This window comes from Clostridium peptidivorans (assembly GCF_900205925.1).
In the GTDB taxonomy this organism is placed as follows: domain Bacteria; phylum Bacillota; class Clostridia; order Clostridiales; family Clostridiaceae; genus Clostridium_AK; species Clostridium_AK peptidivorans.
In genome coordinates, this window is the sequence record NZ_OAOD01000021.1 from 38,849 (window position 1) to 54,179 (window position 15,331).

17 protein-coding genes are annotated in these 15,331 nt (G+C 29.4%); 3 read left to right on the forward strand and 14 right to left on the reverse strand.

Features of this window, described 5'->3' with window-relative positions:
- Window positions 1–40: 40 nt before the first annotated feature.
- From CRN98_RS14360 to CRN98_RS14380, 5 genes are all read right to left on the reverse strand, one after another.
- The gene (locus CRN98_RS14360) at window positions 41–487 is read right to left on the reverse strand and encodes a hypothetical protein (protein WP_097028117.1); all 447 of its coding nucleotides are present in this window, start codon (window positions 485–487) and stop codon (window positions 41–43) included.
- Window positions 488–588: 101 nt separating this feature from the next.
- Window positions 589–1,557, reverse strand: a complete 969-nt coding sequence (asrC, locus tag CRN98_RS14365) for a sulfite reductase subunit C (RefSeq protein ID WP_097028118.1) — start codon at window positions 1,555–1,557, stop codon at window positions 589–591.
- A gap of 14 nt (window positions 1,558–1,571) precedes the next feature.
- Complete coding sequence (asrB, locus tag CRN98_RS14370) at window positions 1,572–2,369, reverse strand: anaerobic sulfite reductase subunit AsrB (protein WP_097028119.1); 798 nt, start codon at window positions 2,367–2,369, stop codon at window positions 1,572–1,574.
- Entirely contained in the window at window positions 2,362–3,387 is a 1,026-nt protein-coding gene (gene asrA, locus CRN98_RS14375; protein ID WP_097028120.1) for an anaerobic sulfite reductase subunit AsrA, read from the reverse strand. The genes asrB and asrA overlap by 8 nt, the downstream gene beginning before the upstream one ends.
- A 12-nt stretch (window positions 3,388–3,399) precedes the next feature.
- Window positions 3,400–4,170: a formate/nitrite transporter family protein gene (locus CRN98_RS14380; RefSeq protein WP_097028121.1), complete on the reverse strand. Its 771-nt coding sequence runs from the start codon at window positions 4,168–4,170 to the stop codon at window positions 3,400–3,402.
- Between the two features lie 216 nt (window positions 4,171–4,386).
- Here CRN98_RS14380 and CRN98_RS14385 point away from each other — a divergent pair, with 216 nt between their 5' ends.
- Window positions 4,387–4,887 (forward strand): TspO/MBR family protein, encoded by a 501-nt coding sequence (locus CRN98_RS14385; protein ID WP_097028122.1) that lies wholly within the window; start codon window positions 4,387–4,389, stop codon window positions 4,885–4,887.
- A gap of 24 nt (window positions 4,888–4,911) precedes the next feature.
- On the opposite strand, the gene CRN98_RS14390 is transcribed toward CRN98_RS14385, so the two are convergent.
- Window positions 4,912–5,592 (reverse strand): Crp/Fnr family transcriptional regulator, encoded by a 681-nt coding sequence (locus CRN98_RS14390; protein WP_097028123.1) that lies wholly within the window; start codon window positions 5,590–5,592, stop codon window positions 4,912–4,914.
- A gap of 620 nt (window positions 5,593–6,212) precedes the next feature.
- The gene (locus CRN98_RS17505; RefSeq protein WP_143331307.1) at window positions 6,213–6,440 is read right to left on the reverse strand and encodes a hypothetical protein; all 228 of its coding nucleotides are present in this window, start codon (window positions 6,438–6,440) and stop codon (window positions 6,213–6,215) included.
- A 113-nt stretch (window positions 6,441–6,553) separates the two neighbouring features.
- Here CRN98_RS17505 and CRN98_RS14395 point away from each other — a divergent pair, with 113 nt between their 5' ends.
- Together CRN98_RS14395 and CRN98_RS14400 are read left to right on the forward strand one after the other, a co-directional pair.
- Window positions 6,554–6,976 (forward strand): GNAT family N-acetyltransferase, encoded by a 423-nt coding sequence (locus CRN98_RS14395; RefSeq protein ID WP_097028124.1) that lies wholly within the window; start codon window positions 6,554–6,556, stop codon window positions 6,974–6,976.
- Window positions 6,977–7,279: 303 nt separating this feature from the next.
- Window positions 7,280–9,868: a putative bifunctional diguanylate cyclase/phosphodiesterase gene (locus CRN98_RS14400; protein WP_097028125.1), complete on the forward strand. Its 2,589-nt coding sequence runs from the start codon at window positions 7,280–7,282 to the stop codon at window positions 9,866–9,868.
- A 45-nt stretch (window positions 9,869–9,913) separates the two neighbouring features.
- Here CRN98_RS14400 and CRN98_RS14405 read toward each other — a convergent pair whose 3' ends face one another.
- The 7 genes from CRN98_RS14405 to CRN98_RS14435 form a co-directional block, all read right to left on the reverse strand.
- Window positions 9,914–10,495 carry a hypothetical protein gene (locus CRN98_RS14405; protein WP_097028126.1) on the reverse strand — a complete coding sequence of 194 codons (582 nt, stop codon included), beginning with the start codon at window positions 10,493–10,495 and terminating at the stop codon, window positions 9,914–9,916.
- 266 nt (window positions 10,496–10,761) lie between these two features.
- Window positions 10,762–11,073: a nucleoside triphosphate pyrophosphohydrolase gene (locus CRN98_RS14410; RefSeq protein WP_097028127.1), complete on the reverse strand. Its 312-nt coding sequence runs from the start codon at window positions 11,071–11,073 to the stop codon at window positions 10,762–10,764.
- A complete protein-coding gene (locus CRN98_RS14415; protein ID WP_097028128.1) occupies window positions 11,060–11,551 on the reverse strand; it encodes a hypothetical protein in 492 nt (163 codons plus the stop codon). The genes CRN98_RS14410 and CRN98_RS14415 overlap by 14 nt, the downstream gene beginning before the upstream one ends.
- Before the next feature lie 64 nt (window positions 11,552–11,615).
- On the reverse strand, window positions 11,616–12,548 hold the full coding sequence (locus CRN98_RS14420; RefSeq protein ID WP_097028129.1) for a metal ABC transporter solute-binding protein, Zn/Mn family: 933 nt from the start codon (window positions 12,546–12,548) through the stop codon (window positions 11,616–11,618).
- 149 nt (window positions 12,549–12,697) lie between these two features.
- Window positions 12,698–13,438, reverse strand: a complete 741-nt coding sequence (locus CRN98_RS14425; protein ID WP_097028130.1) for a TIGR03943 family putative permease subunit — start codon at window positions 13,436–13,438, stop codon at window positions 12,698–12,700.
- A gap of 43 nt (window positions 13,439–13,481) precedes the next feature.
- Window positions 13,482–13,874 (reverse strand): hypothetical protein, encoded by a 393-nt coding sequence (locus CRN98_RS14430; RefSeq protein ID WP_097028131.1) that lies wholly within the window; start codon window positions 13,872–13,874, stop codon window positions 13,482–13,484.
- A 38-nt stretch (window positions 13,875–13,912) separates the two neighbouring features.
- A complete protein-coding gene (locus tag CRN98_RS14435; RefSeq protein ID WP_097028132.1) occupies window positions 13,913–14,554 on the reverse strand; it encodes a GTP-binding protein in 642 nt (213 codons plus the stop codon).
- Between the last annotated feature and the right edge of the window lie 777 nt (window positions 14,555–15,331).

Below are 15,331 nucleotides of genomic sequence, written 5' to 3' on the forward strand. Positions count from 1 at the left end.
CTTTAGCGAAAATTTTATGCTTTTCTCAACATTAAAAATATCACTCAGACTTACTGACTGAAGGAAGAAATTTTAGCTTTTTCAGCAGCATTTCCACATCTCCCTTGAAAGTAAAACACATTAATTTATCTTCTTCTTCAAATATAATAAAAAATGCCTTAGGTTCTTCCTCCTTTGGAAGTACTATAATTGCTTCATCAACTATTCTATTTATCCATTCATTTTGTAGTATTAATGGAGAATCTAACGAGATTTTAATTGCATATCCTTCCTTTGGTATGGGATTTAGTTTTGCATATATTCCATCTATTCCTTGAAGGTAATTTATGACTAGATTTTGAATTTCACTACTGGAATGGACTGTTTTTATTAATTTATCTTTTTTTATATCATAAATCTCTATATCATTATAATCCTTAGCAAAAGCATTTACTGGAAATATTAATAAAATAGCTAAAATTGCTATAATCTTTTTAATCAATTTCATCAGGCACCACCTCAATATTAGTGTACCCTAAAATTATAGAAAAAACGTTTTTAAAGTAAAAAAGGAATCCAAATTTGAATTCCTTTCTGAAATTATATCTATTATTTGCCGTACTTAATTCCGCTCCAGTAAATATTATCTGCAACTTCAGCAATCTTAGGCAATTTTACGTCCTTAAGAGCCCATTTCTTAAACTCTTCATAACCTGTTCTGTCTACAATGTACCCTATGTGTTCTTTGCCTTCTGGGGCATCTTTATCTATATATTCATTAATATAATCATAAGTATTTAATATAATTTTTATTATGCTTTCTTCATCCACCCATGTTATAAAATCTTCTGCAAGACGTGGATTTTTCTTTCCTGTTCTACCCATGATAGCAAGTTTATAATATTTTTCATCACTTCTTGTCCATGCATTATTTGGGCATTTTACTACACATTCGCCGCAGCCTAAACACTTCTCATGATCTCTTTCAACCTTAAAATTTTCAAGTTTTAAAGCTCCTGTTACTCTGTTTTTGCAGTTAGTTACGCATCGTCCACAGGATATACATCTGTGAGCATCATACTGAGGCATTGTCATACCCATTATTCCAAAGTCCTGCATTCTTGCCTTTATACAATCATTTGGACATCCTGTTAATGCAATTTTAACATGATAATCATTTGGAAATATTGCCTTTTCTATTTTTGCTGCAAACTTTGAAGTATCATAATTTGCAAAAGGACATACCTTATTTCCCACACAAGCGGATACATTTCTAGTACCTGCAGCTGAATATCCCTTTTCCTTATCATTTTGATTTATGTCAAGTTCATCTATTACAGGTTGAATCAATTTATTTACTTCATCCATCTTATCAAAATCAATTCCTGGTATTTCAAAACCCTGTCTAATAGTCACATGTACATTTCCATTTCCATACTTTTCAGCTATTTCATATATTACAGGTAGAACTTTTGAAGGAAGATGTCCCCCTGGCACTCTCACTCTTAAAGCTGTTTTATTTCTTTCTTTAGTTACTCTAAAGGCATTTTTCTTTAAAGCTTTGGTATTTATATCCATAGTTAATCCCCCTCCTAATCTATAAGCTTTTTGCCTTCTGTATAATTAAATACAGGGCCATCTAAACAAATATAAGTTTCTCCAATTTTACAGTGTCCACATTTTCCAAGTCCGCAGCACATTTTTCTTTCTTGAGAAATCCAAATATTTTTTTCTTCGATTCCAAGTTTTAAAACCTCTGCCACTGCAAATTTCATCATTACAGGTGGTCCTACAACTATAAACTGAGCATTTTCTTTGTCTTTTAAATTTAAAAGCGGTATATACTTTGTAACAAGTCCAACCTTTCCTTTGTATCCTTCTTCTGCAGAGTCTACAGTAATTGTTACATCTATGCTATTCTTCCATGCTTCTATGTCATCTTTAAATAGTACGCTATCTACATTTTTAAATCCTGCTATTAAACTAAAGTTTCCACACTCTTCTCTGTTTTTGTGGAAATAGTCTATAACTCCTTTAACAGGAGCAAGTGCTGTCCCCCCCACAACTATAACTAAATCCTTATCTTTGAAGTTGTTTACATCAAATCCATTACCATAAGGTCCTCTCATAAAGAAGCTTTGGCCTACTTCGTACTTGTGTACTTCATCTGTAACTACTCCAACTCTTCTTATAGTCAAATCTACGTAGCCGTCTCCTATTCCGCAAACAGATATTGGAGCTTCACCGTACTTTGGAATGGAAACTTCAAAGAACTGGCCAGGCTTTACCTTAACTTCTCCTTTGTATTCCATTCTAAATGTATATTCTATGTCAGTATGTTTCTTTATATCTAATATTTCAGACTTAAAAGGAATGTATGGATTATTCATGAGCCTTTCCTCCTTCTAATGCATCAGTTAATTTATTTACGCAATTTGAGAATGATATATATTGTGGACATGCATCGTCACATCTTCCGCATCCTACACACATATGATATCCAAATCTCTTATTAAAATCATAAACCTTATGAAGAACTTTAAATCTCATTCTTTGTCCCTTATCTTGTCTAAATCCATGTCCACCTGCCATAGTTGTGTAACCGTCTACTTGACAAGATGCCCAAACCCTTCTTCTTTCTCCTGCATTTTTGTTGTCTCTGTAGAATATATCCTGCATTGAGTTACATGTACAAGTTGGGCAAACAAAGTTGCATTTTCCACAAGCTATACATCTTGCATTATATTCATTCCACAATGGCAATTTAGTAACTTCTCCAAGATCTATCTTATTTCCATCAGGAATATTTACATTTATATCATTATCTTCTACATAAGCTGGAGTAATATCTGAAGCTTCTCCTTCTGCTCCTTCAAAGTATACTGAAAGATTATTATCCTTTATATCGATTTCAATGTAGTCGCCCTTGTCATTTACTGCCATATCATAATCATTTGTCTTATTAGTACCCATGGATGCACAGAAACAATTTTCAAAGGAATTTTCACATCCTATTAAAATAAATTTTACTTTCTCTCTTAATGCCTTATAATATGGGTCTTCTGCGCCATTTTTTAAGTAGATTTGGTCAACTCTTTTTACACCATGCATATCGCAGCTTCTCAAAAATACTAATATCTTTTTATCATCTATTTTAGGTTCCATCCACTGATCTTCAGTGAAATAAAATAATGTTTGAGTTGTTGGAAGTATAACTTCCTTATATGAAAAATGCGATTTATCTACTAAATTTATCTTTTCTCCATCTTTAACTTCTTCATATCTTATAGAATCTGTATCTGAAAAGTTTCCTTTACCCACTAAAGTTACTGGAGCATAAACTTTATATTCTTTTGATAAATTTTGTATAACATTGTTAAAATCTTGTCTTCTAATCTTTAATCCCATTATCTCCACCTCTTACTTTCTTTGTTTTGCTATATTAAAATACGTAAGCGCTACAAAAACTATTCCACCTATCATATTTCCTATTGATACAAATATAAGATTGTGGAAAAGCCCACCTAATGTCACTGCTCCACTGTGTGGAATTAAAAGTCCTATTGAAAGTAATGTCATATTTGCTACTGAGTGCTCAAAACCTGATGTTATAAATGCAAATAGACACCAAAATATCATAATTAATTTTCCAACTTCTTCTTTCATTTTAAAAGAACACCAAACCGCTAAACATACTAGCAAGTTACAAAGTATTCCCCTGTATAATAATTGATCCCAAGGTAAATTCATTTTTGTTTCAGTAGTTTTTGCTATAAAGTTTCCAACAGGTCCTGTTGCAAGTCCACTTTGTACATACATAAGTGCTAAAAGTGCTGAACCTATGAAATTCCCAACATATGATACAATCCAAACCTTTAAGGTCTCTCCCCAAGTTGTCTTTTTATCTAAAGAAGATACTGTCATAACCATGTTGTTACCTGTGAATAATTCTGATCCTGCCATTATTACAAGGCTTAAGGCAATTCCAAAAGAAACTCCCATTAAAACTTTTGTAGCTGGTGAATTTGCCGCATTAAAAATTCCACCTACTGTAAAGATAAGTATTATACCAATTCCTACATAAATTCCAGCTAGTGCTGATGATATTGTATAACCAAAAGGATTGCTTTTTAATAACTTTGCTTTTGCCTCTCCTGCATTACCAACTTTGTTAATTTCTTCACTAAACATGATAAAACTCCTCTCTAATTAACTTATATTTATGATTTTAAGTTATAAAAATAAAAAAGTATGTGACTTTTATCACATACTTTACATTTTCAATAGTAAAATAACTTAAGGTCAGTATATGTTCAAACTTTTTATTCACATAAAAACTGCCTTATAACATAAACCAAAATCTAAGGAATATATTTATATTGGTAAGCATTGAAAGGAGTAGTTACAATGACAAATATATTTAAAGTCAATGGCAAAAAAAATATTCCGCTATTGATCATTATTATAGTTTTAACAGAAGCAGCTGGTGCCTTATCTGGATTTCTAGGAATGTCAAATAGGCAAAATTATGCAAACCTAATAAAGCCAGCATTTTCCCCTCCTGGATGGGTTTTTGGCATAGTATGGCCCATACTATATTTATTAATGTCCATTGCTCTTTATAGAATATTACTACTAAGAAAACAAGGCAAAGATGTTACACGGGGACTTGTATATTATTTCATTCAATTTGGCTTAAACTTACTTTGGCCAATTATATTTTTTAGATTTAACCTTTATGGACTTGCCTTTATAGAATTACTTGTAATGCTTGTATTCATTCTTTTAACTACTTTTGAATTTGCTAGACATGATAAAATATCAGCCTATCTTTTAATTCCATATATACTTTGGGTATCCTTTGCAGGAATTTTGAATTTTTCAATATGGATGCTCAATGAAATGTAGTAGAAAAAATGCTTTGCATTTTTTCTACCTCTTAAAAAACTCCGCCAGCTTTTTTCTATCTTTAATTATTATCTTTCTCTTTTCATTTATTATAAGATCATTTTCCTTGAGTTCTTTGATTGCTCTAGATATAGTTTCTCTAGAGCTTCCAAGCATTTCTGCTATATCATTTACAGTAATATTTAAAGATATTTCTTCTCCTTCTTTAACGGTTTTGCCATAGTCTTTAGATAATTTCCAAAGCTTTGCTGCCACTCTTCTTTCTATTTTTAAAGGAACTGTATTTTTAAGCTGTCTATAAAGCCTTCTTATTTTTTTAGACATAGAACATATTATCTTATAATTAAAATTCCAGTCAATACTCATCGCTTTTAAAAAATCCTCTCTAGGGATTGATAAAATTAACGAAGCTCCATAGGCATCTGCACTAATTGACGCAAACTTTCCATCCATTATAACTTCATTTATTACATAATTCTTTCCTAATATATATACTATCTTTTTTTGTCCACCTTCAGATAATCTATAAAGCACTACATTCCCTTCTGCTACAATATATATATTAGTAACTTCTGTTTTTTCCATAAAGAGATTTTCACCCTTTTTAAGCTTCACTATACTAGCTCTTTCTGTCAAAGCTTTCCAAGCTTCTTTATTTATTTCTTTAAATATATCTATGTTATCAATATATTCTTTAAAATCCATACTTTACACCGCCAAGCTGTAATTTAATTCTTTATTATTATATAGTTTACCCCAAGCTATTGTCTTCGTAAACAATATAGAAATATTACGACATTTTAAAGTAATGTTGAACCTACCGTATGAGATTTGCATTTAAGAAGGCGTTCACTGCACAAAGAAGCTCTAATATTCCTGAATTTAAATCACCTAAACTTTTTAAACTCGCTGTCGCTCAGACAGTAAAAAGTTTTTAACGTTGCTTTAAATTCAGAAATAAAGAGCTTCTAATGCTCGTTCAAAGCCTTCTACAATGCAAATCTCATACTATATATTCAACATTAAAAATATCACCTATACCTGCTAAAGGAGGAAATTTAGTGGACTGAATTTCTAAAATATTTTAAGACTTGGTACATAAAAATCTTTTAGGGCGGTAGCCCGTGAGATTACATGAACATATAGCAATAAATAAAATGAATAGAAAAATTTAATTTATAAGTTAAGGATATGAGAGTATGATAAAAGATTCTTAATATAAAATTGTATGATTAATATTTTCCGCCCTACCGGTTTGAGGGCTTATCAGCCCTTTGATAAGTATCAATTTAAAAGGAAATTTCGCCAAAACGAAATTTCTTCCTTCAGTCAGTAAGTATGAGTGATATTTTTAATGTTGAACATAAGTATGGAATTTGCATTGTAGAAAGCATTGAACAAGCAACTAAAAGCTCTTTATTTCTGATTTTAAGGTGCCGTATAGAGCCTTCTACTGTCTGAGCGATAGCGAGTTTAGAAGGCTTAGGCGCCTTAAAAGGAAGAAATATTAGAGCTTTTTTGCGAAGCGAAGCTTTCCTAAATGCAAATTTCATACGACCCGTTCAACATTAAAAATGTCGCATTTTCCTTTTAATTTCTATATAATATTATTTAAATAAAACTTTATAATATTATTTAAATAAAACTTTACTGGAGGAATTTTATAATGAACTTAAGAATCACCCATGACTTATCAAATATAAGTTGGGATTTAGTACCTAAAATTTTAAAGGAAACTGGAATGGGCTATTTTGATGCAGAAGTTCATAAAAGAGCATTTGAAAATAGTTATACTGTAGTATTTGTTTATGATGATGATAAGCTAGTTGGTTTTGGAAGAGCTATTTCTGATGGAGCTTATCAAGCTGGAATTTATGATGTGGCAGTAATTCCTGAATATCAAGGAAAAGGCATTGGCAAAATGATTATTCAACATATCATAGCAGCTATTCCTCAGTGTAATTTCATATTATATGCAGCTATTGGTAAAGAAAGATTTTATGAAAGTTTAGGCTTTAAAAAAATGAAAACTGGTATGGCATTGTTTAAGAATACTGAGCTGATGCAAATTAAGGGATTCATCGAATAATAATAAGGCGCCTTATTTTATGCTTTATAATTAAAGTGTAAATTTTCATAAATTATACAAATTAAGACTTCTATTATATGTAAAATAGCTTCCTAAAAATTTCATAATATGTTATAACATTAATAAGGAAACATCTCAATGAATTGAGATGTGCTGATTTTCAACAAAATCAAAGATTTTTGCAAATCATGCAAGGAAACATCTCAATAAATTGAGATGTGTTGATTTATAACAAAATCAAAGATTTTTGTAAGTCATGCATAGATATTAAGCCATTATTATAGATTTTAGGGGTAGGTAAAATTGTTATACATCAAAGATTTGATTAATAATAAAAAACCAATAATTTATTTCTTAATTTTATCCACTTTTGCTATTGCGTTAAATTATTTCGCAGTAAGTTTCTTTTTAGGAATATATGTTTTTTTCGGAAGTATAGCTGTATTTTTGATTATGGACATATATGGACCTATGCCTGCTATTGTTATAAGTATAATAGCAAGTTTGCATAACTATACTTTATTGAATAGATGGGACTCGCTTATCATATTTCCTTTAGAAATACTTATAGTTTTTCTATTACAAAAGCGGAATAAGTATTTAATAGTTAGCGATTTTATATTTTGGGTCTTTATTGGTGCACCTATATCTGCAATTTTTTCAAAATTTATATTTAATACAGAGCCTTCTCATATGATTATAATTTATCTTAAAGCAATCATAAATGGTATATTAAATTCATTTTTTGCAAGTATAATTTTAACTCATTTTCAACTCAAAAGAAAAGTTACAAAATGTACCAAAAATTCATTGATACCAGTAAGTCGAATATTTTTTAATATAGTGATAGGCTGCATTTTGATTCCTTCTATAATTCTTACCACTATAATTTATAAAATTAAACTTAATGATACAATGCAAGATTTGGAATATAAGATAAATAAGAGAGCGGATTTTATAATTTCAAAATCTGTAAATATTAATTCATTTTATGAAGCTATAAATACCGACTATTTTGGTAATAATCAATCTGTAATTCTAACCGATGATAATTATAAAATTATATCTATTAGCAATCCTAATAGAAATTCTTCAGGTAAATATACTATTTCAGGATATGAAAATTCTAACATACCTTTTACGAGCTGCGGATTCTTATTATTTCCTACATATAAAAATTTATCTCCCATGTATAGGTGGAAATACTCTTTAGTTATTAAAGAAATAAAACTCACTTCTGATCATAATAATTTTAGAGTTATTATAGAAACACCCTTTAAGCCTTATTATGAACGAATGGAATTCTTCTTTATTCAAACCTTATCTATTATAGTACTTTTAATTATTTTAGGACTTGTACTAGCCTTAACAGCTTCTAAGGCATTGACAAAACCTATAAAGGAACTTACTATTACTACTGCAAATCTACCAAATAAAATTTTTAATAATGAAATTATAAACTGGAACCCAAGTTTAGTTCATGAGTATACTACCTTAATTGAAAACTTTAAAATAACTTCAGATAAATTAAAGGAAAAATTTAATCAAGCAAATATAGCAAGACATGCTCTTGAAACTATGGTTTATGAGGACCCTTTAACAAAACTTCCAAATAGAATTGCCTTTAATGATAAATTTAATGAGGCTGTTGCTAGTGAAAACAAGACCTTTGGTGTTATGCTTTTAGATCTAAATAGATTTAAAATTGTCAATGATACCCTTGGACATCATGTTGGAGATGAGCTTTTAAGATTAGTTTCAATGAGAATTAATTTAGCTATAGGTTCACTTGGTACGCTTTCTAGGATGGGTGGCGATGAGTTTACAATACTAATCCCTAATATAAGTGAAGAAAACGATTTAGCCATCATAGCAGATCAAATAATAACTGCTTTATCTGCTCCATTTGTGTTTAAAAACAAAGAATTTTACATTGGTGTAAGTATTGGAATTTCAGTTTATCCAAAGGATGGAGATAACTATTCTTCCCTTGTACGAAATGCTGATATGGCAATGTATAGGGCAAAACTCAACTCTGGATTAAGTTCATATAAGTTCTTTAATATCTCAATGAACCAGGAATTAAATGAGAACTTAAAACTCGAAATTAGTCTTAGACATGCAATTAAAAATAATGAATTTGTACTTTACTATCAGCCTCAACAATCTTTAAACACAGACCATGTAATAGGAATGGAAGCACTTTTAAGATGGAATAACCCACTGCTTGGCATAATACCACCATCTAAGTTTATACCAATTCTTGAAGAAACAGGTCTTATTATTGAAGTTGGAGAATGGGTTCTACGAGAAGCTTGCAGACAAAATAAATCACTTCAAGACATAGGCATTAAACCTATTAAAGTTGCTGTAAATCTTTCAGTAAAGCAATTTCTTGATATTAACTTTGCTCATAAAGTACAAAAAATATTAGAAGAAACAGGACTTGATTCAAAGTGGCTTGAACTTGAAATTACAGAAAGCATAGCTGTTCAAGATGTAGCACTTACAATTAATATACTTAGAAAGCTTCATTCAATGGGAGTTAGTATTTCTTTAGATGACTTCGGTACAGGCTTTTCTTCCTTGCAATATTTAAAACATTTTAAAATAAACACCTTAAAGATAGATGCATGCTTTATTCGTGATATGGTAAATGATGAGGATTCTAAATCCATTGTAAATACAATAATATCCCTTGCTAAAAATCTTAAACTTAAAGTAATTGCTGAAGGGGTTGAAACTAGAGAACAATGGTTACTACTTAAAAAACAAAAATGTGATGAAATTCAAGGCTACTATTATAGCAAACCTATGCCCTTTGAAGAAGCCTGTGAGTTTTTAGAAAACATAGATAATAAAAATTTAATGACAGTACCTATTATACGTTAAATAATATTTTATAAAAGCCTAGTTGCTTGCAACTAGGCTTAATAGCTATGAAAGGTTTACTGCTGACTTTTTAATTTCTTCTGGAAGCACAGATCCTTGTCTAAAAAATGCCATATTTAAGTTTGCTCCTTCAAAATCGTAGTTAGTATAATCTGCTAAAGGTAATAATGTATATTTTACACTCTTCTTATAAACCTTGCTAAAAAAATCCTTAGGAATTATAGAATCTGGAGTAAAGGTTGTACCAAAAACGCTTATATCTGTAAAGTCATAATTGGAGTAATCTCCCTGTGGTAAAGTTACTTCTTCTAGACTCTTATATCTTATATTTTGGAATAAGTCATAATCACTAGGTAAAATTGCTTTTTCATTAAAAGTACATCCATTTAAATTTACATTTTCAAAATTAAAGTTAGAATAATCTCCCCCTGGAACATACCCTAAATATAAGCTCTTATCCTTTATAACTTGAAAAAGCTCTGGTATATTAGGAAGATGAGTTATTGTATATTTATGGTTTTCTACTATGTCTCTATAAGTTTTAGTAAAGTCTACATCCTTAAAGTCTTCTAAAGTAAGATGACTTAAATTACTTCCGTGCTTCTCAATTAAATCCTTTATATGCATAGTTTAATCCCCCTGCCTTTCTATTAATAAGCTAACACTTGTTGTTTTTATATAATTATATGTATACGAAAAGCTTTAAATTCCTATTTCATTAAATAAATATATAATTAGCAAATAAATAACCTGAAATATCTAAAAAACGAACATTTGTAATAAAATAAAAAAATCGGATTATCTCCGATTTTTATCTAAAGTTCTTATTTATTGTCTGATAATTATTATTTATAATAAGCACTTTTTAAGATATTAACTATTTATATTAACTGTTATTCGCACACTCTCTCAAGTACTATTCTCTCTTCAAATCCGCCCTTTTCTTCTCTTTTTTCAGTTCTTTTAACCAAAACCTCTTCTTCTGAATAACCAAGTTCATTAGCTAAAGAAAAAACTACTTCAACTATATCTGCAAGCCCCTCTAAACTATCATCCTGGAAAAATTCTCTCGCTTCTTCTTTAAGCTTATCTTTTAATAGATCTAACATTTTTTCCTTTTCCGCATATTGTATCACATACTTTTTGCCTTCTTGTTCCAATACTTCAGGTACTTTATCTCTCACAAGTTTATTATATAGACTCATTTGTACTTCTCACTCCTCCTCTAATTAAGGAATTTATTTCGTATTTATCCTCTTCGTTTATATCAAACTCTATGGTTGAAGTAGTTTTTATTATATCTTTATAATTTTTACCTTTAAACTTTAATTTATTCGTTTTATCTATATAACAATACTCCATTTTTTCAAAAGGATATATCTTCCCTTGATAAATTATCCCTTCTTCATTTATTATAATCTTGGAACCTTTAGAAAATATACCAAGTATGCTTAATACTATAAATTGAGAGTATAACCATATTAGTATCCATCCGTCTTCATCATTATTTACATTTAATATTGTAAAGCTGTATATTATAATGTTTGCACTCTCTCTACCTATACTGCTCCAAAAACTAACCTTGACTCTAATCCCATCATATCTAAAGAACCTTATCATTAAATAGAATTCTCTTAGTGCTGCTAGTAATAAAACACCTAGTAATATATATATAAAGTTCATTGCCAAATCCCCCACTATTCCAGTACTACAATTTTATTATAACATAAAAAATGGAAGTAGTTTCCTACTTCGCTAAACTCTTATATATATTATCCAAATTAATTCTCATGCTATCTATATAACTTTTGTCTGGTTCTGTTTTCTCCATACAATATGTTTTTGCAACTTCAACTCCAGCATCCCTCTCTAGGGTATTTACAATATCACTACTTGCCCCATTTTCTAAAAGAACTACCTTTATAGAATTATCCTTCAAGTATTTACATAATTTATTTATTTCTTCCTTTGAGAGCTTAGAGCTTGTAGTAAACTTTTCTATACTTACTTGTTCAAGACCAAACTCTCTGCATAGATATGCAAATGCCGGATGTCCTGTCAATACTACTTTCTTATTAGTTTCCGAGAATCTACGCTTATATTCTGTATATAAATTATCTAAATCCGTAAAAAAGTCATCATAATTTTTCTCATAGTAATCCTTATTTTTAGGATCTATTTTAACTAATGCATCTTTTATATTTTTTGATGCTATTTGAGCATTTTTTAAACTTACCCAAGTATGGGAATCATAACTTCCATAGTACTCCAATGCTTTTGTTCTAGGATTTTCTAGAGCTTCTACTCCCTTTGATGCTTCCACAACAATTAAATCTTTATTCTTAACGTCTTTAAGTGCTTCATCCACCCATTCATCCATACCCATTCCATTGTACACAAATAACTTTGCTGTCTTTAAATCATTTAAATCTTCTTTTTGGGGCTTAAAATTATGTGGAACCATTCCAGTAGGTATCATAGTCTTAATTTCTACTTTATCCTTTCCAATTGCCTTTACAAATTCTTTCATTGGGTTAAAAGTTACTACAACAGGCACTTTGCCGGCAGAGCTTTTTGTTAAGTCTTGGTTTTCATCATTAACCCCAGCCTTATTAGTACATCCAGGTAAAACTATCATAATAGCAAGGATCATTATAGACTGCACGATTTTTTTTAACAAACCCTTCACCTCGTGATTTATAGATAAGTCTTTACTTTAAAAAATCACCCATCAATAATTTTTTAAAACAAAGACTATATTAATAATAATTTCGACTATTTATAAAGTCAACAGGGTTTACAATTTGTTAAATAAATTCATTAGAAAAGTTAATAGATATAGCTATTTTGTGGTTTTTCTGCTTTATTAACTTTCTTTACCTTTAATACAGTTATGTCTCCTTCAGAAGTTTTTTCATAATCAATTGTTCCTTCAACTCTTACCCAATCGTTTATTTTAAATTTAGAAGAATCCTTATATTTACAAAGTATTCCTATTATATCAGTATCTATAGCACTAGATTTCATAACAAATCGTGCTGTTATAAATTCATCATTTTTAAAACTATCATTTTTAAAGATAAATCCTTCCAAAATTATATTCTTACCCTTATACACATCTCTTTCCTCATTTATTTTTCCTATCATATATAAGTAATTTTTTTCATCAATTATTATACTTCCACCTGTTATAGCTTCAGCATTTACACTTTCATGTATATCATTTTCAATATTGTTACTTGCTTCAGTAAAATTTAAGATTACATTTTTATTAGTATTTTCATGTACATGCATATCACCTACTGAAGCAAACCTTCCTATAATTATAGCTACAAAAAACACTTCATATCCTATAATACTTAATTTTTTCTTTTCAATCATTGAAAATATATTAAAAAACTCATTTATCGTAAGAATTATCAAAGCACCTATAGATATTAAAATTAGCTTTTGCATATGAGGATGTAACAAGTTGTTTATATTTCCTGTTTTAATCAAATAAAATAACGCTACCACTAAACTAAGTAGTACTATAAAGTTTAATAAATGTTCCATATTAAATCTTTTCATAATATCACCTTAAAAATATCACTAATAGTTAAATTTAAAACTGTTAAAAATGTAGATATAAATAGGAATATATTAAAGCTCCAAATATTAAATATTTTCCTATAAGCATGAATTTATAAGTAGTTTCCTCCAATACTTTAAAAGTATTTAATGACTGCCTATTATGCTCTAAAATTATTTTATCTTTGAAAAATTTTTTTACAATTGTGCTTTCGTTAAAAAAAACTTGAATACATGCAGTTATGAATGATACTAACAGCATAAATGGAAGTGCTGTTAGCAATATGCTTATAAATATCATAGAAAAATCTTTAGACCCATGTCCTAAAAGTTCTTCTCCATTTAATACAAAAATTATCCACAAAGCCCATAGCATGAATAAGGTTCCTATAAACTTTATAAGATTTTTAATAGTCAAATAAGAATATCTCTCCATTGTAATAACCTCTCAAATAACAGTATTTAAATCTTGCATTAAATACATAGAATTTTATTAAGCTTAAATCTTAATTTCTTAAGTATTCCTCTATCTATCAAATGAGATTCTTGAAGTACTCTTTCAATGCTTCCCATACTGTCTGCTCTTAACATGAAGGCTTTTGGATTTATGTCTTCTATAGCAAGCTTTATGTTTTCCCACTGACCTTTTCTTAAAAGTACACATTTGGTTAAAAGAATTAAATTGCTATAAGTTAATAAAGGTATTAAAAACGAATCCTTATTTTTTAAATAATTTTCAAAATTTTGAGCTTCAGCCACATAATATATGGTGGATATTTTACTAACTTTCTTCATTTCTGATCCATTTAATATTTTAAGCATTTCTTCGAGATTTTTTGTTCCATCCATCTCAATTATAACTCTATGAGGATGATGTAAATTTACTAGATACTTAAAATACTCCTTTGTAAGTGGTTCTTCAGCAGAAATATTTCTAATTATTATATTACTGTTTTGTCTAAACCTTTTTTCAATTTCTCTTCCTCCTGTTTCCTCTTGTAAAATAAGAACTTTTTCCTTAGGTATTAAATTTACATTAAGTAGTGCATTTATAAGTGAGGTTTTTCCTGAGCCCAAAACTCCCGTCACTATTTCAATATCACTCTTAATTTCCATAATTCAACTCCTTATAATTCTTGTGATTTTTCTAATATTATAGTTATGCTTTCGGAAAATTTTATATGATAATTTGGGACATTTTTAATGCTCTGGGTCGTATAGAATTTTCATCTAGGAAGGCGTTCATTTCGCTAAAAACGGCTAATATTTATAAATTTAAAATCCATAAGCCGCCTAAACTCGCTGTCGCTCAGACAGTAGGCGGCTCTTAACGGTATTTTAAATTTATAAATAAAGCCGTTCTAAGGCTCATTCAATGCCTTCTACAATGCAAATTCCATACTTATGTTCAACACTAAAAATGATACTCATGCTTACTGACTGAAGGAAGAAATTTCGCTTTGGCGAAAGTTTCTTTTAAATTAATACTTATCAAAAGACTGGTAAACCCTCAAAACAATGAATTATAAAATATTATTCACCTAATTTTATATTAAGAGTCTTTCATCATACTACCCGATCTTTAATTTATAAGTTAAATCTTATTGTTCATTTCATTTATTTCTTATAAGTCCTTGTGACCTCTCAGGCTGTCGCCATAAAAGATTTTTATGTGCCAAGTCTTAAAATATTTTAGAAATTCAGTTCTCTGAATTTCTTCCTTTACAAGGTATAGATGATATTTTTAATGTTGAACATATAGTATGAGATTTGCATTGTAGAAAGCATTGAACAAACAACTAGAAGCTCTTTATTTCTGACTTTAAAACACCGTAAAGAATTTTCTACTGTCTGAGCGACAGCGAGTTTAGAAAATTTAGGTGGCTTAAAGTC